Genomic DNA, 19,010 nt, shown 5'->3' with positions numbered 1-19,010 from the left:
GCATTAAGGAGGACGATCCGATATGACTCAGCCGCAGACCGTCACGGTAGACCAGCAGGAGATTCTGTCGCGGGCCGACGAGGTCGAGGCCCCGATGGCCACGCCACCGAACAACACCCCCGCCGCTCCGTGCGGTCTCACCGCGGCCAAGAACGCGGCTACGCAACTCTCGTTGTCCGCGGGCAACATGGTGGACTTCCTGGCCGCGGGGACCCGGGAGCGGCAACGCCTCGCGACGTCGCTGCGCAACGCCGCCAAGGCGTACGGGGACGTCGATGACCAAGGCGGACAGGCGCTGAACAACGACGGCGGCGAGGTGGCCGGTGAATCCGCCGGCGGCGCGGGCGGCGACAGCTCGGCCGGGTTGCAGGACACGGCACAGGTGTCCGGCGCGGGTGGCGACGGCTTCACCGACCTCAAAGCCGCCGCAACGAAACTCGAGTCCGGTGACCAGGGCGCGTCGCTCGCCGCCTTCGCCGACGGATGGAACCAGCTCAGCTTCGCATTGCAGGGCGACATGAAGCGCTTCCGCATCTTTGAGAACTGGACGGGAGACGCCGCCACGGCCTGCGAGGCATCGCTGGATCAACAGCGGGATTGGCTCACCTACATGGCCCAGCTGGCGACCTCGCTGGCCAAGCAGGGGCAGTACATCGCGCAGCTGCAGGTGTGGGCCCGGCGGTCGCACCCGACATTGGCCGACATCACGAAACTTGAAGAGCTGTCCAAGGATCCGGCCTACAAGGATCAGGCGATCAAGCTCTATGCGGAGTACCAGTCCAAGTCCGAAGAAGTGCTCAACGAGTACAACACCAAGGCGCAACTGGAAGCGGTGAACCCGAAGAAGCCGCCGGCCGCGGTCAAGATCGACCCGCCGCCACCGCCGCAGACGCCGGGTCTGATCCCGACGCAGGTGATGCAGGCGGCGGCGATGGCCGGTGGCGGCTCGGGCTCGGGTATGCAGCCACCGATGATGCCGTCCACCGGTGGCGCCGGAGCGGGTGGCGGCATGCCGTCGGGTGCGAGTGCCGACTTGGCCTCCGTCCGGGAAGCCGCCGCCAGTCTGGGCAAAGAGCCTGGTATGAAACCGATGTCGCTGGGCGGCGGTGGTGGTGGCGGCGGGATGCCCGCGATGCCGCTGGCGCCTGCCACCGGTGCCGGAATGGAGGCCGGCGAATCGGTGCGACCCGCCGGCGCGGGTGACCTCGGCGGCGTTGGCCAGGGTGCTGCCGCCGGCCGCGGCAGCGCCTCCGGGGGCGGCATGGGCATGCCGATGGGTGGCCATGGCCAGGGCGGCGGCGGATCGAAATCCAAAGGCGCACAACAGGATGACGAAGCGCTCTACACCGAAGACAGGGCGTGGACCGAGGCCGTTATCGGTCAACGCCGGCGGCAAGACATGAAGGAGTCGAAGTAATGGACATGGATATGGAACCTCATGTCGCTGCGGCCCTGGCCCTGGCGGCGCGGTTTCAGCAGGCCCTCGAAGGCACCCTGAACCAGATGAACCAGGGCAACTTCCGCGGCGAGGACGAGGCCGAGACCGTTGAGGTGAACATCAACGGACACCAGTGGCTGACCGGCGTGCGCATCAACGAAGGCCTGATCAAGGAATTGGGCGCGGAGGTCGTCGGCGCCCGGATCAACGAGGCCCTGCAGAACGCGCAGCAGGCAGCGATGCAGTACAACTCGGCCGCCGGCGAACAACTCACCGCCGCGTTGGAGGCCATGACCAAGGCCGCCGGTAACAACCACGGCTGAAACGCGGTTACCCGCGAGCGTCCGTACAGCGACGCGCCGGCTTCTGGGGGACGTCGGCGCCGCGCAGCACCGACAATTCGTTTGTGCGCGGTGCCATTCCGCCTATACGCCGACGGCATTGCGGGAGGCATTGGGAGAGGCATTGCGTGAGGCGCTTGCGAGGCACTTATCCGGCCGAAATTGCCGCAGCCAGCACGCTTTAACCTCGGTTAGGCTTGATATTCAGATACTTGACCGGCAGATGTGACCCGGCTGCCGTTGGAGGAGAGTAGGCAATGGGCATTCCCCGACCGACAGGCGAATATGCCGGTCAGATGCTTGAGGGCGGCTGGCCCGAGGCCGATGAGGACACCTTCTTCGACCGGGCCCAAGCCTTCAACGGAATGCTGCACAAGGTCACCGACGTCATCGACGCGGCCCGGCACCAGCAGGTTGAGGTCTTCCACGGGGGCGTCTGGACCGGCGGCGCCGCAAGCGCGGCCAACGGCGCCCTCGGCACGAATCTCACTGAGATGAGCACGCTGCAGGATTATCTGGCCACGGTCATTACCTGGCATCAGCACGTCGCGAATTTGATCGCCCAGGCGAAATCGGAAATCGGCAACAATGTCGACGGAACGCACCGGGAAATTTCCATCCTGGAAAACGACACCGAGCTGGAGCCCGAGGAGCGGCAGAACGCCATCAATTCACTGGTTCGCGCGGCCCGCCAGGCCAATGCGACTTTGATTGCCGAGGCCGCCGAACAGGTGCTGGAATCCAAGAATTGGAAGCCGCCGCACAATGCGCTGCAAGATCTGCTGAACCGGGTCACCCCGCCGACCCCGGAGGTGCCCACCCTGGTGGTGCCGACTCCGGGCACGCCAACGCCCGGCGGTCCGGCCCCGACGCCGTTCGAGCCGGTGCCGGCGAACCCGTACAACCCGCTCAACCCGGGCACTCCGGTCACCCCCGTGACACCCACTCCGTTCGAGCCGGTGCCGGCCAACCCCTATGACCCGCTGAACCCGGTTACCCCGGGCAACCCGGGCAATCCGACCACACCCATCACACCCATCCCGCCGCTCAACCCGTCGACTCCGGTGACGCCGGTCAATCCGTCGCCCGGGACGCCGGTCAGCCCGATCACGCCGGTCAAGCCGAAGCCGGACGACAAGCCGGCCAAGCCCGTCACCCCGGCGCCGGCCCCGGCGCCCGCTCCCGCGCCGTCCCCAACCAACCCGAGCCCGGGCGTGACCCCGGCGCCCGCGCCCGCTCCGGCCCCCGCGCCGGTCGGACCCCCGTCACCCGACCAGCCGTCGCTGCCCACCAATCCGGGCACGCCGTCGACCCCGTCGACCCCGGGCACCGACACCCCGCACGTCAAGCCGGCGGCGGCGGTCGACGCACCCACGCAACCCGGTCAGGCGGCCGGTTCCGGCCCGTCGCACCGCGGTGACGATTCCTCGCCGGCCATGGCACCGGCGGCGGCCACCGGGATGCCGGCGGCGGCTGCGCGCGGCTCGTCGACCGGGATGGGAATGGGCACCGCCTCATCGGGTGGCGGCGCATCGGCCGGGGCGGCAGCTTCACCCAGTGCCGGCTCGCGGGCCGCGGGCGGCCGGGCGCCGTTGGGCGCGGCCGGCCGGGCACCGGCCACCGCGTCAACCCGCGCGGCCTCGGCCCGTACCGCGGCGCCGAACCGACCGGCTCCGCCCGAGCGCCGCGATGACGACCAGAAGGACAAGACCCCGCCGGGCGACGACGTGACGGCCCTGCCGTCGGTCCCGGTCTCGGCAGCCCGGGCCGCCCGCGACGCGGTCGCCGCGGCCTCGGCCCGCGGCGCCAAGAAGGACCCGCTGCGGCTGGCCCGCCGCGTGGCCGCGGCGCTCAATGCCCGGGACAGCGGCGGCGACGACGACTACGGCTTCTTCTGGGTCACCGCGGTCACCACCGACGGCGAGATCGTGGTGGCCAACAGCTACGGTCTGGCCTACATACCGGAGGGTGTCGAACTCCCCGCCAAGGTGCACCTGGCCAGCGCCGACCGCAACGTCCCCGTCGATGAAAAAGCCCGCAGCGCAACGTATCCGGCGATGGCGATCCAGGGCTGGGCCGCCTTCCACGACCTCAAGCTGCGCGCCGTGATCGGCACCGCGGAGCAGTTGGCGAACACCGACGTCGGTGCGGCCAAGGTCATCCTCGAGGACGACGACATCCCGGAAAGCGGCAAGATGGTCGGCCGGTCGCGACTGGAGGTGGTCGACCCCTCGGCCGAGGCTCAGCTGCAGGAGACCGACGATCTGCACCTGGTGGACCTACTGCCGCCCGCACCCGCAGATGCCAAGGTGCCCGACGACGAGCGGCACATGCTCTGGTTCGACCTGATGAAGCCCATGACCAGTACGGCCACCGGTCGCGAGGTGGCGCACCTGCGGGCATTCCACGCCTACGCCACCCACAGTCGCGATCTGGCGCTGCACCAGGCCTACGCCGCGGCGGATCCCGGGGCGCAGCGTCCGGCCGTCGTCGACTTCCTGTACTGGCGCTACGTGGCCGGACTGCTCGACAGCGCGCTGGCCGAGACGCCCTGACGCACAAGACCCGATGATGTTCCCGATAGAAGAGAAGGGACGCCGTGATGGCTGAACCGCTGGCCGTTGATCCCGCCCGCCTGATCGCCGCGGCGAGCAAACTCGGCGAACTTGTTTTCCCGGCCCCACCGGCACCGATGGCCGTGCCGGGATCGGACTCGATGTCGGCCGCGATCAACCAGACCATGCCGGGCATCGAGTCGCTCGTCAGCGACGGCCTACCCGGCGTCACCGCCTCCCTGAAGCGCACCGCGTCCAGCATGAGCACCGCAGCCGACATCTACACCCGGGCCGATCAGTCCCTCGGCCAGGCCCTGACGCAATACGGGTTCGGCGCGGCCGGTCAATCGCTGAGCGACAACGTGATGGGAGCCATGACGGCTCAGTCCAACGGACTGCTCGGCGCGGGTGCCGGCGCCGGCGCGGGTGCGGCCGCCGCGATGCTCGGCGGTCCGGCAGCCGCGGCGCAGCAAGCGGTGAGTGCCGCTGCCGGCGGTGCGGTCTCGCAGGTCGGCGCGCAGGCCGCAGCGCTGTCCCCGCAGGTTGCCGCGACCATTCCGCAGCTGGTCCAGCTGGCGCCGATGGCGCAGCAAATGGCTCCGATGGGCCAGCAGGTCGGTCAGAGCATCCAGCAAGCCGCATCGCAGGCCGGCCAGGGCGGCGGCTCCTCGGCTCAGCTTGCCAGCGACACCAAGCCGGCCGACGAAGAGAACAAAGACGATGACGGTAAGGACGGCGCCGACGCGCAATCGGCGGACGGCGCCGCAGCGGGCAACGCCACCCTGGTCAGCGCTCCGGTAGAGAGCGCCGGCGGCGGCACCTCCCCGGCGGGTTCGGTCGCTGCCCCGATCTAGAACCGCAGGTTGCGGACCATGTCGTAGACACCGGTGATCCACAGCAGCAGGGGGATGATCGAGGCGACCACCGCACCGTCGATCAGCTCCGAGATGCGCTTCATCACCGGTGACAGTCGCCGGATCGGGGCCATTGCGCTGACGATGGTCAGCGCGAGCAGGACCAGTACCAGGTAGCCGGTCAGGATCAGCCACGCCCAGTTCGGATACCAGAGGCTGAGCCGCGCGGTAAGACCCGTCGGAATCGCGACGGTCGCCGCCAGCAAGGCCCAGGCGCACCACCGGTCGACGTACAACCGCGACCGGAACCCGCACAGCACCGTCAGCAACCCGGCCACCACCAGGCTGTGCACGAAGAAGTGCCCGTGCACCACCACCGCTATGGCGCCAATGGCCAGAATCACCGCACCCGCGGTCACGTAGCCGACCAGCAGTTGCTTGGCCAGCTTGCTGCGTTCGGTCAGCCGCGCCGCCGATGCCGGGACCGAGGCGATGATGGCCTGCCAGGTCGGGGTCTCGTCGTTGGTGTCGTTGTTGGCCGCGGCGTCGGCGGTCACCGGATCGAGCAGTTCCTCGTTGTCCACGGTCTCGCCGGGAACGGGAATCGGTGGCAGCGCGATGCGGGCCACCGCGACAGTCAACTTGGCCGCGGTGGTGATGACGAACAGCCCGAACGCGATGGCCCCCGCCGGCACCCACTGCTGGTACCCGTAGCCGGTGGCCACCGCGGCGCCGATCACCGCGATCGTTGCGATGACGACGAACGACGCCACCTCGTGGCGGTAGCGCGGACCGCCCCTGACGGCCAGCGTCAGGAACAGCACCGCGGTCGCCGCCGCGGCCAGCTGCGGGGCCCCGAGTGAGGTGGTTCCCCGCGGCAGCGGCACCGCGATGGCCGCCGCGGCGGCAAGCACGGGATACGCCGCGATCAGCAGGCATTCGGAGAGTTCGGCTCGCTGGTAGAACCGCTTCGCCACGAACGAGGCGATCAGAATGCAGACCGCGACGACCGCCATGGCCGCCGGCCAGTACCAGTGGCGCCCGGTGACCCACCAGGCCCGCATCGCGATCGCGGTGACGGGCACAGCGAGGACCGGGATCGCGACCGCGATGAAGCGATCGACCGCCGACCGGTCGAATTCCGGGGACTCGTCGAGTACCGCGATCGCGTCGATGACATCCTCGACCAGCGGTCGGTAGCGCTCGGTCCGGCTGGCCGACACCAGCGTCAGCAGCGATCCGTCGACCACTCCGGCTTCGTCGAGTGACTGGTCGAGTTTCAGGGGCGGCGAGCCGGGGCGGGCGAAGGTCCACACCCCCTGCGCGTCGAAGTCGAATCCCGCCAGCACGTCGGCCGGGGTGTCTTCCAGCAGATCGGCCAGCACCGACACGGTTTCGTCGATATAGATGCCCATCGGCGTGGCCGCCGGCAGCACCAGGTCGGTCATCCGCTTACCGGTCAGAATCGTCACCCGCGTGGTGGCGGGTCGAGCGGGGGCGGCCCCCGCGGCGGTAGAGCCGGCAGCTACAGCAGGTGCGCTCAACGACGTCCAGCCCTTTCAAAATCGTCGGACAGAGCCGCGGCCAGTTCGAGCACCCGCCGCCTGTAGACGGGGTCGAGCCGGTCGAGCTGAATCTCAGTACCCTCCGCGATGTGCTTGTCCCAGGGCAGCAGCACAACCCGGTTCGGTTGGACCAGCTGTTGGAACTGTCTCACCAACTGCTTCTCCGCGACGTTGGTTTCACCAACCGCGACATGATTGATGACCACGACGACGCGGCTCAACAGATCCTGGTAGCCGTTGTGACGCAGCCATTCCAGGGCGCTTTCGGCTTGCCGTGCACTGTCCAGCGACACGTTGGTCACGATCACGATCGCCGACGCCGTCTCCAGCACGCCGCGCGTCACCGGGTCGAACAGCCCAGGCCCACAGTCGGCCAGCACGAGGTTGTAGAACTTCGACACGGTGTCGACCGCGAAGCGCAGGTCGTCTCCGCTGAGCCCACGCTGGGCGGTGGTGTACTCCGCGGTCGGCAGGATCTCGAGATTGTCGGCATTGACGCTGGTGTGCGCCCGGACGTCGTTGTAGTGCGAGAGGTTTTGATCGGCCACCAGGTCCGCGATGGACGACGGCGACGTGCGGCCCGCGCGCTCGGCGAGGTTGCCACATCCCGGATCTGCGTCGAGCACCAGGATCCGGTCGCCGCGCACCTGCGCCAGCATGGTGCCTAGGGTCACTGTTGTCGTGGTCTTTCCGACGCCGCCTTTGAGGCCGAGCATGCCGATCTGGTACGAGCCGCGGGCCTTGCGCTGGACCCGGGCGCGTAGCTCCTGTTCATGCTTCTCGTCGCGGGACAGGCCCGCGTTGATCCGGGTGAGCTTGTAGAGCGCGCCTCGCCAACCCCGCTGGGGCACGTGTTTGGCGGGTCGCGGCGGGGCCGGCCTGACCTCGGGCGCCGCGGTCGGCGCCATCGCGGCTTGCTCCGGCGCGGGGGCCGGGGGTCGAACCGGGGCCTGCGGCGCGGTGCGCGCCGGCGGCGGGCCGGGCGGCATCGGGGCCGGGGGCGGCGGGGCGAAAGGCGGCGGCGATTCCGTCATGCCTGGTCCGGGCCGTGGCCGCACCGGAATCGGACCGGACGGGGCGCGTCGCTTACCGCCCTGGGGCCGTGGCGGCGGTGCCGTCGTCGTCTGGCCCGGCGGGGGACTGGGCGCCGGTGGCATCGGGACCCGGAAGTACGTGCCCGCTTGCGGATCGACTTCTCCGGAATCCGGGTCGGGCAGATAGCGGTGGCGCCGGCGCGGGGGCGGCGAATCGGGCCGGGGCTCGGGCGGGGACTCGGCCTCCGCCTCGGATTGCGGCTGGATAGGTGGTGCTGCCGGCGGTTGCGGCGGGGGCGGTGGCTGCGGTTGCGGCGGGGGTCCCGCCAGCCGCACCCGGCGCGGGGCGTCGGGCGGCGTGGGCGGCGCTTCACGGGTTTGGCCGTTGACCGGCATCGGACCGGAAGAACGGTCGCGGGCAACCGGCCGGGTCGGTGCGGGTGGTGCCTGCTCGGGCGGCGGCGGCGGTTTGGGAGGCGGCGGCGGGGCCGGCGGCGGGCCGCCGACGGGCATGGGCGGCCGGGGTGGCGCCTGCTCGGGCTCGGGCGGCGCCGGAGGAGCTTCGGGCGGCTGCGGCGGCGGGGGTGGGGGCGGGGGCGGTGGCCCGCCGATGGGCATGGGGGGACGTGGCGGCTTAGGCGCTGACTGAGGCCCGGGTTCGGGCACAGCGGGTTCGGGCACAGCGGGTTCGGGCGCGGCGGCTTCCGGCGCAGCAGGTTCAGGCGCAGCGGCTTCGGGCTCAGCCGCCACCTCGGGTTCGGCCGGCACTTCAGCAGCTACCTCGGGCGGCACCTCAGCCGCTACGGGCGTCACGTCGACCGCGACCGGAGGCGGCTCCGGGGTGAACTCCGGCAGAGCGGGCGGCGGCGGCGGAGGTGGTCCGCCGATGGGCATCGGTGGCAGCGGAGACTTGGGGCCCGCACCCGCGGGTCCGGCCGCCGAGGCCGACGCTGCCTGCGGAGGTTCGGGTTCGACCCTGGGTGACTCGGGTGGTGGCTCGGGGAACTCGGGCGGCTCAGGTGGTGGCTCTGGCGCCGGAGGTGGCCCGCCGATCGGCATCGGCGGCGGGGGAGGAGGCGGCGGTGCCGCGACGGGCGGAGGTGGCGGCGAGAGAGGTTGCGACCAATCGATCGGAGCCGCGGTGTCACCGTTGCCGGCCGGCGCAGAGGCGAACGACGCATTAGGGTCGAAGAAAGTTTGCCCGCCGTCGTCGTCCGGCGAATCGGAATTCTCAGCGGGCCGAAAGAGCTTGTCGTAGTCGGCTGGCATGAGAACCTCTCAGAAGCTCGCCAAATGAGGGAAGCACGAGAAGGGGCGAGATCCCCCAGATGGGTTGAACTCGCCCAATCTCGTGCTTCGAGATTCTACGCGTATAGAGACGCTTCTTATGCGAACAATCCGGTCACGCTGCCCTCGGTCGACTGCATGGCCGAGCTGGCCTCGCTGATCGTCCGGGCCAGGTTCTGCAGGGAGTTGTTGAGCTCCTGGGCGGTGCCGTCCCACTTCTGCTGAACGCTCTGGTAGGACTCCGAACCGCTACCGCCCCACGCCGCGGCGAGCTTGGTCAGCGACTGCTTACCCTCGTCGAGCAGGGAGTGGATGCTGGAGACGTTTCCCTGGATGGTGCTGGCCGCGGCCTCGATGCCCGCGAAATTCCACTGCTGTTCTGTCATGTCTTTGCTCCGTTTTCTGGTGGTATTTGGGGGGATTTATTTCAGAAGCCCATTTGCGAGGACAGCGCCTGCTGCTGCTCCTCGTCGGCACGCTGGTACTGAACGCCGGCCTGACGGATGTTGGTCGAGATCTCGTCGAGCTCAGCCTTCTGCTTATTGGCGGCTTCCTGGAAGCGCACGACGGCGGCCTGCGCGGCCTGGCCGGCGACGCCGCGCCACTGACCCTGGAGCGAACCGGCGGTGGACTCGATCTGGTCGATCTGGGTCTTCAGATCACTCGAGATCCGCTCGAAGTTACCTGCCTCTTGCGCGAGGGCAGCGGCATCAGTCTTCATCTCTGCCATGCTGGACTACTTTCTCTCTTTCCATTCCTCGCCGTGGTTGGCAAGTCTTCCGACCCGGTTGGCCGGGAAGTCTGTTGTGGCTGTGGGATTTTCACCAGTCGTCCTCGTCGTCCCACAGGTCTTCTTCTTGCTCGTCGCGTTCCTGCGCGACCGGTGCCGGGGCCACCAGGCCCGGTCGCGAACTGCCACCGCTACCCGCACCCTGGCCCATCGCGCCGGCGCCCACCGGGGCGGCGCCACCGGTCGCGGACTCGCCGGCGGCGGCCGCCGGCATCATCGCGGGACCGACGGGCTTGTCGATCAGGCCTGTCATCAGCGGCGTGCGGGCCAACGTGCCGCCGGCGCCCGGGAGCGCGTCGCCGCGCAGGAGTCCCGCGCCCACACTCGCGCCCGAACCGCCCGCGAGCGGGTGGTTGGACAGCGGGCTGGTGCCGACCAGACCTAACTGCGCTTCGTCGTCGCCGAGTCCGACGCCGGTGCCACCCGAGCTGCTGCCCATCTGGCTGAACATCGAGGTCATCTGCTGCGCCGGCTGGGCGAGTTGCTGCATCGGGCCGCTCAGTTCCGCGACCTGCCCCGCGGTCGCCTGCAGCTGACTCGAGGTGAGGCTGCTCGGCATCGCCAGCACCTGCGTCGACGACATTCCCTGGCTCATGCTCGGGTCGAGGATGGACGCCATCGGCTCGAGCTTGTCGAACACCGTGTTCGCCAGCGTCTCGGCTTGGTAGATGTCCATCGCGAGGGCGGCCTGCATCCACATACGCACGAAGTAGTCGATCTCGTTCAGCGCGATCGGGATGGTGTTGATGCCGAAGAAGTTGGTGGCCGTCAGCACCGCGGTGGTGACGTGGTTCATCGCGATCTCGGGCAACGACGGCGTGGTCGCCATCGCCTGGGTGTAGGCGGCGGCCTGCGCGGTCGCCTGCATACCCCGGGTCTTCGCCTGCGTCGACGCGGTCTGCAGCCACGGGATCATCTGCTGTGCGTTGGCAATCGCCTTGTCGCTGCTGCCGCCGGTCCAGGCCTCGCCGAGGGAAGCCAGCCGCGCGGTCAACTCGACCGCCTGAGCGTCCAGAGCCGCGGAGAGCGCCTGCCACCCCATCGCGGCGGCCAGCATGGGAGCGGGACCTGCTCCGGCCATCAGCCGTGCGGTATTCAGCTCCGGTGGCATGGCGTGCCAAAACATGTGATCAACTCCCCTCTGGTTCCTGTTCGGCGTTTACACCGGTACGGGAAACGCGAAATTCCATTTGTTCAGTTATGCCCGATGCATTTGTGTTCCGGGCCCAAACTTCGCCGTTTATAGCCGGAGTAAAGCCGGTGGCTCAGCGTCCCCCTGGGGCTTGATTCCTCAGCTCCCGTACTGGCTCCCGAACTTGCGTTGAAATAATCCTAACCGGGGGTTGGGGGTGGTCCGTGCACTTATTCTTGGAGCTCGTCAGGCGGCTCGATATAGGGCGCCTGGATGACCTCCTTTCCGTCGGGAGACACGAGAAACGCCTGGCCAGGAGGCCGCCGCTTCACCTTGAACTCGCTGGAGGGAAACTCCTGCTTCTCCCCGGAGAGGAACATCGTCGGTGCCCCGGACCCGAACGCCGCACCGACGAACTTGTCCATCGTGGCCTTGTACGCCTGGCTCATCTGGCAGGTGACAATGATGTGCAATCCGATATCCGCGGCGGCCGGCAATAGCGGTGCAAGTGGCGCCATAGGTGGCATACCGCTGGCGGCGCCGACGATCATGTGCCAGTCGTCGACCAACAACACAATGTCAAAACCGCTCCACCACGAACGCGAGCGCAATTGCGCGGTCGTCAGATCGGGGGGCGGCAGACGCTTTTTCAGGTTGACGGCCAGCGCTTGAACGGCCTCGTCCAGACTCTGACTGTTGCGGTTAATCGCGCCCGCCTGCAACAGGTGGCTCTGCGGCACGGCGTCCAGTAGGCCCGAGCGGTAGTCGGCGAGCATGAACCGGACCTGTTGCGGACTGTTGCGGGCACAGATAGCGCGGGCGACGGCGTGCGCAATCGTCGTCTTGCCGGACTTGGCCGCCCCGAAGATCAGCAGGTGCGGGTTGGAGTGCATGTGACTGTAGGCCGGCGTCAGGTCGGTCTCGCGCAACCCGATCGGAATCTCCCAGCGGGTGCGGTAGTCGGCGTCCGGGCCCGGCGGGTTCGGGTCGAGTTCGTACAGGTGGATGCGCTCGGGCAGCACCCGGACCGGCGGGGCCTTTTCGGTGGTCTGAGAAGCGATCTGGTTCACGCCCGCCGTGATCGCCTCCACCAGGTTCTCGGTGCTGTGCACCCCGTCGAATCGGGGCACGCCGATCATCAGGTGGTGCTTCTCCATCGAGACCGCCCGACCGGGACGGTTCGCCGGGATCTCCCGGGTGATCCGGTCGATCTGGGTCTCGTTGACGTCGCCCAGCCGGAATTCGATCTTGGTGCCCAGGTAGTCGCGGATGCGGGACTTCAGTTCGGTCCATCGCGGAGTGGAGATGATGACGTGCACGCCGAAGGCCAGACCCTGCGCGGCCAGGTCCTGCACGGCGCCCTCGAGTTCGCTGAACTCACTGACGAAGCCGGGCCACCCGTCGATGATCAGGAATACGTCACCGTAGGGGTCGGCCGCGACGGGCTGATTGGGGTCATCGCGCAGCTGCCGGTACATCGCCATCGAGCCCACCCGGTGCTCTTTGAACATCTGTTCCCGTTGCCGCATCACGGTCTGCATCTCGGCGACGACCCGTTGCACTTTGTCGGGCTCGGAGCGGTTGGCGATGCCGCCCACGTGCGGCAGGTTCTCCAGGTAGATCAGGCCGCCGCCGCCGAGGTCGATGCAGTAGAACTGCACGTTGCGCGGCGAGTGTGTGGCCGCCGCCGACATGACCAGCGTCTGCAGCAGCGTCGACTTGCCGGTCTGGGGGGCGCCGCCGATGGCGATGTTGCCGCCCGCTCCCGAGACGTCGACTCCCCACACGTCCTGCAGGTGCCGGCGCGGCTCGTCCATGATCCCGAGCGGAAACCGCAACGGCTGCCGACGATCCCGCGCGACGAGCTCGTTGAGCGGCGTCGGGTCGGACAGCGGCGGCAGCCACATCTTGTAGGCCCGCGACTCGCCGGTGCCGAGCTGGTCGAGAACCACCTCGCGCAGGGCCCGCACTTCAGTGTCGGTCATTGCGTCAGGACCTCCTCACCGACGGGGGCCGCCGCCGGCTCGATCACCGGAGCCGCGGTGAACTGGTGGATTTTGACGGATTGCTTGAGGGCCTGGGTGCTGCGCTTGCTGCCGTCACCATTGGTCTCGACGCTCACCGGCGGGATGTACGGACCACCGATGTAGAACGTGCTGAACTTGACCGGGTCCTCCATGCCGACCCGCAGGAACCCGACGCCACTCTCCTTGTTGGTGATGTACTGCGCCTCCGGCGTTCCGATGACGGCCTTGGACTCATGAGAGCTGGTGGTACGCAACGCAATTCGGTAGGTCAAGTTGGGTTCGAGCTTGTCGATCCGGGCGCCGCCCGTCTGCAGCGACTGGGTCGCCAGCAGCAGGTGCACCCGCAGTGACCGGCCCACGCGGCAGATCCGGTCGAACAGCCCGATGAAGTCCGGGTGACTCTGCAACAACTCGGCGAACTCGTCGACAACGACGAAAAGTGTTGGCATTGGCGCTAAGTCGGCACCACGCTCGCGGTACTTCTCGTATTCGGCGACACCGGACAGGGCGCCGGCCGCGCCGACCTGCATACCCGCCTGCCGCAGGATGTTCTGGCGCCGGTCGAGTTCACCGGTCAGCACTTCACCCATCCGGCTGACCAACTCGGCTTCCTCGGCCATGTTGGTGACGACGGCCGCGGTGTGCGGAAGCTTCTCCATGCCCAGGAAGGTCGAGCCACCCTTGAAGTCGGTGAGCAACAGGTTGACCTGATCGGGGTGCGTCATCGCGACTAGCGACAGGATAAGCGTGCGCAGGAACTCCGACTTGCCGGATCCCGTGGTGCCGATCAGCATGCCGTGCGGTCCGGCCCCGAACTCCGCGCCCTCTTTGATGTCGAGGTACATGATGTTGCCGGTCTTGAGTTCGTGACCGAACGGGATCTTGAGCCGGTCCCGGTCGGTGTCGGTGTACATCCGCCAGCGGCTCGGAACGATGTCCTCGACACTCTTAGCGCCGACCATCTGATGCCACTCGGTGGCGACCTTCTTCTGCACCCGCTGTGTCTTGTCGAGGATGGTGCCGGTGATCGACCAGCCGGCCAGCTTGCGGGCCACCCGGGTGGCCTCCAGTGGGGTCATGCTGTCGGCGGTCGAGGTCACCAACCGGAACTGCTGGCCCGGCAGCCGGTCTTCCGCGGAGCCGTCCTCGTTGGCGCGGATGCGGTACGCCGAACCGCGGTGGTTGCCCAGGGTGATCACGGTGACCCCGGCCCGCCCGTCCGGCGGGAATCCGGCCTTGCCCCCGGTGAGGTCGACGACGACGACGTAGGGGCCGGTCGGCAGGGTGTCGGGTGCGTGCGGTCCGCGGGCGGCCAGATCGGCCAGTCCGTCCGGCCGGGTGTAGATCATCCGGACCGGCCCGGCGGCGTCCGTTTCGGTCTGGTGCTGAACGTGCGGAAGCCATTTCAGCCAGGACCATTCGGGGTCATCCGGGTTCTCGGTCAGCACCCGGATCTGCAGCAGGTCCGGCGGGTGGAAGACCGCCAGGTGACAGATCATCGCGGCCAGCATCCGATCCGCATTCGGCCGGTGACCACCGAGTGCGATCGTCGGAAAGGTGCGCAGCTGAAGCAGTTTCGGACAGTCGTGAATGAGACCGTGAGTGCGCAGGAACTTGACCACCCACATGTGGCTGACCGGCTCCAGATACGGCTGGGGCGCCGCGGTCGAGGCAGCCAGCTCGCCGCCGACGGCGGGCTTCAGCAACCGGTCCACCGCCGGCTGGTCACCGATGCCGATGCGGGTGGCCGCGTAGAAATCGCTGTTCGCCGGACGGGACCACTGCCGTTGCGTCCCGACGATCGACAGCAGATCGTCGGGATGCGGTGCGTGGTAACTGAAGAACGCGACCTGAGAGGTGGCGGAGGTGGTCACCCGGCCGCGCAGCCCGGCCAGGTACCGCAGGTATTCCTTACGGTCGGCGTTGATCTCCGGCACCTTCTTGCCGCCGCCGCCCGTGCCGCCGGCCATGCCGCCGACCATCATGACGACCATCATCAGCGGCATCATCAGCATGTAGGGCGACAGCTGCTTGGTGCCGCCGGCGAACATGATCGCGATCATGCCGACCATCGCGCCGCCCATCACATAGGGAAGCGCCTTCTGGATGCCGGACGGCGGAATGTCGATGCCGAGGTCGTCGGGCGGGGTGAGGCTGATCTCGCCCGGGGTCAGCCGCGGGCCGCGGGTGATCGTCGGGGTGAACTTCTTTGTCGTCATGATCTTTCCGCCATCACTGGGGTGCTCCCGGGGTGCCGCCTGGAACTTTTCGGGGGGTCGGGTCCGCCGGCAGCGTCTCGTGCTCCAGCATCGCCGCCTCTTTGGAGAGCACCGGCCCGTCGACGAGCAGCCGAATGATCTCCCAGGGCGCGGTTTTCGGTGCACTCAGACCGAGCGCCTTCGCCGAGTCGGCGTTCGGCACCCCGTAGCGCACGCCCTCGGGATCGATGTAGTACATCGACTCGCCGTACCGCGGATCGGGAGACTGCAGTTGCACGAACTTGCCGCCGTCGATGTAAATCGTTGCGGTGCCCTGAATCTGCTTGATGCCGTTGCTCATCTGCGAGGCCGGGATCGGAAGGTGCCGCCCGGACAGCACGGTGGTCTTGGGCGCCTGGTCGCCGGCCGCGCGATCCCAACTCCAGCACAGCGTCGGTTCGTTCGGCCGGGCCAGAATCTTCAGCTGCTCGTTCGGGAGCGGCGAGGAGTACACCCGTTCCGGAATGCGCACAACCACACTCGGCACCACCGCGGGCGGTGCGACCAGGCCGTGAGACTGGGTGGCGCGCAGCGCCGCCGCGGTGGTGGAGTTCACCATGGCGATGCCGTCGGGCAATACGACGTAGTACTGCGGACCCTTTTCGCTGTGAATCTGGAACACCGAGCCGATCACCAGTTCGTCCGGCAAACCGAGGTTGTTGGGCGCGCCCGCGAACGGTATCGGTGGCAGCTGCCAGTTCCCTTGGCTGGGTAGCGCGTTGAACATTCCCTCGGAGATCGGAACCGGTTTCGCGGTGACGGGTATGCCCATGGCCGAGGTCAGCGCGCGGTCGGACAGATCGATTGAGTGGCGGCCCTTTTCGGTCACGATCCAATCCTGGCCCTGATAGGTCGCCAGCATGGCCTCGTTGGAATCGACCGGGTCGATCGAGGAATCGATCTGCAGCGGCATGGCGATCACCGAGGTTGTTATCGCCGGCGATGCGGTGTCGGCCCGGGCCACGGTGTCACACAACGTCCAGACCGAGGTGCTGCCCCCGGACACCGGAGTCGCGTATGGCGCGCCGGGTATCCCGAGCGTCTGACCCAGCGGCAGCTTGCTCAGCTCCGAAGACTTGACCGTCGCCGGACTCGACGGCGCGCCCAGCACCAGTCGCGCGGAGGTCAGGTTGTAGACGGGATGCAGTTGCCCCGAGATGATCACGTACAACTCGTTGGTCGCGCGATCGGTGAGCAGAGTGGTCCCGCCGAGCTTGCCTTGCGGCTTGAAGAACGCGAGCAGTCCCGCACCCGCCAGGATGATGACCGCGATGACCACACCGAGCCACACCGATCGGCTGTAGAACTGCAGGGGATCGTCGAACATGCGGGTGTCGCGCCGCACGATGGCATGCTCGACTCGGCGAAGCAGGAAGCGCCAGCCGCTAACCTGAACCTTTGTGGTCAGGCGAAGCCCCATGTGTCACTCTCTCATGTTGAGGTGTGCATGAACCGCGGCGATCGCCTCGGCCATGTCCGTGCCGTTGATCTCCTGTAGACGGTCCACGTCGAGAGCCTCGATGTCGAGACCCTGGGCCAAACGCATATCGCGGCTCTGTTCGGCGGCCTCGACCAATTGCCGCGCGTAACGGCCGTTTCCGGCGATGTCCAGGGCCGGTCGCCCGCGCAGTGTCCGCTCATGCAGCATCTTGGCCGCGCCCAGCAATTCTTCTGCGGCTTCCGGACTCAGCGTCGAATCATTGGCGGCGGCAATCACTCTGGCGATCTCGAGGATCTCTTCGGGGCTGTAGGTGTCGAACTCGATGCGGGTGGCGAACCGCGAGCGCAGGCCTTCGTTGGTCTCCAGCAGCCGGTCGATGTCATTGCTGTAGCCGGCGATGATCACCACCAGCCGGTCCCGGTCGTTCTCCATCCGGGCCAGCAGCGTGTCCATCGCCTCCTGCCCGAACGGGTCGGTGCGCCCATCCCGTTCCTGCACCAGGGCATACGCCTCATCGATGAACAGCACGCCACCCAGGGCGTTGTCGATTGCCTTGGCGGTCTTGACCGCTGACTGACCCTCGTACTCGGCGACGAAATCCTTACGGGAAGTCTCGACCAGCTTCGGCTCGGCGATGACGCCCAGCCCGGCCAGGATGTTGGCCACCACGCGAGCGATCGTCGTCTTCCCGGTGCCCGGCGGGCCGGTGAAGATCATGTGCTTGCTGGGCTGGGCGACCTTCATGCCCTTGGCCGCGCGCACGCGTGCCATCAGGGTGGCCGCCCGGTACCGCTCGATCTGAGTCTTGACCCGGCTGAGTCCGATCTGGCGTTCCAGCTCGGCCTGGGCCTCCTCGAGCAGTCGGTCGCGCGCGGAGTTGTCGGTCACCACGCTGCCCGGATCCCACGGGTCCGACCGGGAGGCGATCTGCTCGGCCGTCGTCGTCTTCAACCGGTACGACGGATCCTTCAGTGCGGCAGACACTTTCGGCTCGGGGTGGGTGGTCTGCAGCCACTCCAGCAGCGCGACGGCGGCATCCTCGTTGCCCTGGCTGCGCCGCGCCATCGCCAGGAACCACGCGATGGACCGCGCGCACGCCTCACCGGCCGGTGAGTCGTTGGCCTCGGTGAGTCGGCGCTCGGCCTCGGTGAACAGTCCGAGGTTGGCGGCGGCGACGCCGTGTGCCACGCCGGCGGCACCGGTGAGGAATTTGTCCGGCCATTTCCCGGCGCCCTTGACCTCGTCGATCACGTCGGTCCACCGCTCGGCGGCGCCGTAGATGACCGCCTTGAGCCACGACACCAGATGCTCGGAGCCCGACACGGCGCTGGCGTCCATCGCCTCCAGCGCGTCGGCGTAATTGCCTTGTGCCGCTTCCGACGAAGCGAATCCCATGGTCACCGCGAGCGGAGAGGTGATCGGATAGGTGATGTCGCCGTAGATCCCGCCGATGGGGACCCGCGCGTTCAGGGTGCTCATCGAGATCTGGGCGGCGCCGGAAAGCTGTCCGAAGTTGCGGCGCGAATACCAGGCCCGGAAGAGCGTCACCCGGTCGGTGTCACCACAGCGGATCCGCCCGACCCAGGCGTCGCAAGCCGCTTCGTCGTAGTTGGTGATCTCGGTGAACAGGTCTAGTGACCGTGCCTCCGACAACGGCAGCATGCCGACGGCACTGTCGAACAGACCGGCCAGGCGATCAGTCATTTATCACCGTTGTAGCGGGCCGTGTAGTCCACCTCGTACCGGGTCGCGAACACCTCGGCCTCGCGTGCGGCCGCCTCTTCCGGTGTGGGCAGGTGCAGGGTGCTCTCGACGAACTCGTGCAGCAGCGCGCTCTGCTGGGGGCTGTCGCCGGCGATTTCGCTCATGCTCTCGACCATGAAAGTGTGCTGAGCGGCCCGCGCCTTCTGCCGGGCCAGGTCGGCGATGACGAAGATCTCCTCCGCGAGCGCGGTCTCGGACATGCTCGATGCCTTATCGGTGATGGTGATGTTCTGGACCCGGCCGTCCATCAGCGCCGTCACCGAGACCGACCCCTGCGGGTTGGTGACCGTGAACAACGCCAACTCTTCGTCCTCGTCCTGCTCGGTCAGGCCCTCCAGGGCGTCGAGCCCCGTCTCGGCGTCCTCGACCTCGGTCGGCGGCGCATAGTCGCCCAGCGCGTCAAGAGACGACTCCTCGACGTCGGTGCCGCCGCCGGAGAAATCCAGCGCGCTGAGATCGTCGCTGTCGTAGTCGTTCCCGGGCAGTTCCACTGTCGGGTCCCTTTCTCGTATCGGAAGTGTGCA

The 19,010-nt window shown here is 68.0% G+C and carries 14 protein-coding genes; 4 read left to right on the top strand and 10 right to left on the bottom strand.

The window, feature by feature from the left end; all coding sequences use genetic code 11:
* The first annotated feature begins 22 nt into the window (after positions 1 to 22).
* The 4 genes from espB (at position 23) to C0J29_RS30005 (ending at position 5,188) form a co-directional block, all read left to right on the top strand.
* Positions 23 to 1,417: an EspB family ESX-1 secretion system-associated protein gene (gene espB, locus C0J29_RS30020; protein ID WP_120794426.1), complete on the top strand. Its 1,395-nt coding sequence runs from the start codon at positions 23 to 25 to the stop codon at positions 1,415 to 1,417.
* Entirely contained in the window at positions 1,417 to 1,761 is a 345-nt protein-coding gene (locus C0J29_RS30015) for a YbaB/EbfC family nucleoid-associated protein (RefSeq protein ID WP_082978239.1), read from the top strand. Before espB ends, C0J29_RS30015 begins: the two co-directional genes overlap by 1 nt.
* Positions 1,762 to 2,036: 275 nt before the next feature.
* A complete protein-coding gene (locus C0J29_RS30010; protein WP_120794425.1) occupies positions 2,037 to 4,334 on the top strand; it encodes a DUF1542 domain-containing protein in 2,298 nt (765 codons plus the stop codon).
* Between the two features lie 47 nt (positions 4,335 to 4,381).
* Positions 4,382 to 5,188, top strand: coding sequence for a hypothetical protein (locus C0J29_RS30005; RefSeq protein WP_120794424.1), 807 nt, complete (start codon positions 4,382 to 4,384; stop codon positions 5,186 to 5,188).
* On the opposite strand, the gene eccD is transcribed toward C0J29_RS30005, so the two are convergent.
* The 10 genes from eccD to C0J29_RS29955 all read right to left on the bottom strand — a co-directional run bounded on the left by eccD (position 5,185) and on the right by C0J29_RS29955 (position 18,977).
* On the bottom strand, positions 5,185 to 6,732 hold the full coding sequence (gene eccD / locus C0J29_RS30000) for a type VII secretion integral membrane protein EccD (protein ID WP_120794423.1): 1,548 nt from the start codon (positions 6,730 to 6,732) through the stop codon (positions 5,185 to 5,187). The two genes, C0J29_RS30005 and eccD, sit on opposite strands and share 4 nt — an antisense overlap.
* Entirely contained in the window at positions 6,729 to 9,056 is a 2,328-nt protein-coding gene (locus C0J29_RS34595) for a MinD/ParA family ATP-binding protein (RefSeq protein WP_120794422.1), read from the bottom strand. Before C0J29_RS34595 ends, eccD begins: the two co-directional genes overlap by 4 nt.
* A gap of 116 nt (positions 9,057 to 9,172) precedes the next feature.
* Positions 9,173 to 9,460 carry a WXG100 family type VII secretion target gene (locus tag C0J29_RS29990; RefSeq protein WP_120794421.1) on the bottom strand — a complete coding sequence of 96 codons (288 nt, stop codon included), beginning with the start codon at positions 9,458 to 9,460 and terminating at the stop codon, positions 9,173 to 9,175.
* A 41-nt stretch (positions 9,461 to 9,501) separates the two neighbouring features.
* Positions 9,502 to 9,804, bottom strand: a complete 303-nt coding sequence (locus tag C0J29_RS29985) for a WXG100 family type VII secretion target (protein ID WP_055581190.1) — start codon at positions 9,802 to 9,804, stop codon at positions 9,502 to 9,504.
* A 91-nt stretch (positions 9,805 to 9,895) separates the two neighbouring features.
* On the bottom strand, positions 9,896 to 10,990 hold the full coding sequence (locus C0J29_RS29980) for a PPE family protein (protein WP_065165843.1): 1,095 nt from the start codon (positions 10,988 to 10,990) through the stop codon (positions 9,896 to 9,898).
* 236 nt (positions 10,991 to 11,226) lie between these two features.
* Complete coding sequence (gene eccCb, locus C0J29_RS29975; protein WP_065050192.1) at positions 11,227 to 12,981, bottom strand: type VII secretion protein EccCb; 1,755 nt, start codon at positions 12,979 to 12,981, stop codon at positions 11,227 to 11,229.
* Positions 12,978 to 15,242, bottom strand: coding sequence for a type VII secretion protein EccCa (eccCa, locus tag C0J29_RS29970; RefSeq protein WP_120794420.1), 2,265 nt, complete (start codon positions 15,240 to 15,242; stop codon positions 12,978 to 12,980). The genes eccCb and eccCa overlap by 4 nt, the downstream gene beginning before the upstream one ends.
* A gap of 13 nt (positions 15,243 to 15,255) precedes the next feature.
* Positions 15,256 to 16,701: a type VII secretion protein EccB gene (gene eccB / locus C0J29_RS29965; RefSeq protein WP_065050188.1), complete on the bottom strand. Its 1,446-nt coding sequence runs from the start codon at positions 16,699 to 16,701 to the stop codon at positions 15,256 to 15,258.
* 3 nt (positions 16,702 to 16,704) lie between these two features.
* A complete protein-coding gene (gene eccA, locus C0J29_RS29960; RefSeq protein WP_065165847.1) occupies positions 16,705 to 18,426 on the bottom strand; it encodes a type VII secretion AAA-ATPase EccA in 1,722 nt (573 codons plus the stop codon).
* The gene (locus C0J29_RS29955) at positions 18,423 to 18,977 is read right to left on the bottom strand and encodes a DUF2694 domain-containing protein (protein WP_065050184.1); all 555 of its coding nucleotides are present in this window, start codon (positions 18,975 to 18,977) and stop codon (positions 18,423 to 18,425) included. Before C0J29_RS29955 ends, eccA begins: the two co-directional genes overlap by 4 nt.
* Positions 18,978 to 19,010 lie beyond the last annotated feature (33 nt).

It is taken from the genome of Mycobacterium paragordonae (assembly GCF_003614435.1).
In the GTDB taxonomy this organism is placed as follows: Bacteria; Actinomycetota; Actinomycetes; order Mycobacteriales; family Mycobacteriaceae; genus Mycobacterium; species Mycobacterium paragordonae.
Note: the sequence above shows the minus strand (reverse complement) of the source record. Positions and strands in the feature narration are given on the sequence as shown.

Coding starts and splice junctions, on each gene's coding strand:
- C0J29_RS30010 (WP_120794425.1), top strand. CDS start 2,037: ATGGGCATTCCCCGACCGACAGGCGAATATGCCGGTCAGATGCTTGAG.
- C0J29_RS29985 (WP_055581190.1), bottom strand. CDS start 9,804: ATGGCAGAGATGAAGACTGATGCCGCTGCCCTCGCGCAAGAGGCAGGT.
- eccB (WP_065050188.1), bottom strand. CDS start 16,701: ATGGGGCTTCGCCTGACCACAAAGGTTCAGGTTAGCGGCTGGCGCTTC.
- eccCb (WP_065050192.1), bottom strand. CDS start 12,981: ATGACCGACACTGAAGTGCGGGCCCTGCGCGAGGTGGTTCTCGACCAG.
- C0J29_RS29990 (WP_120794421.1), bottom strand. CDS start 9,460: ATGACAGAACAGCAGTGGAATTTCGCGGGCATCGAGGCCGCGGCCAGC.
- C0J29_RS30015 (WP_082978239.1), top strand. CDS start 1,417: ATGGACATGGATATGGAACCTCATGTCGCTGCGGCCCTGGCCCTGGCG.
- espB (WP_120794426.1), top strand. CDS start 23: ATGACTCAGCCGCAGACCGTCACGGTAGACCAGCAGGAGATTCTGTCG.
- C0J29_RS34595 (WP_120794422.1), bottom strand. CDS start 9,056: ATGCCAGCCGACTACGACAAGCTCTTTCGGCCCGCTGAGAATTCCGAT.
- C0J29_RS30005 (WP_120794424.1), top strand. CDS start 4,382: ATGGCTGAACCGCTGGCCGTTGATCCCGCCCGCCTGATCGCCGCGGCG.
- C0J29_RS29980 (WP_065165843.1), bottom strand. CDS start 10,990: ATGTTTTGGCACGCCATGCCACCGGAGCTGAATACCGCACGGCTGATG.
- eccCa (WP_120794420.1), bottom strand. CDS start 15,242: ATGACGACAAAGAAGTTCACCCCGACGATCACCCGCGGCCCGCGGCTG.
- eccA (WP_065165847.1), bottom strand. CDS start 18,426: ATGACTGATCGCCTGGCCGGTCTGTTCGACAGTGCCGTCGGCATGCTG.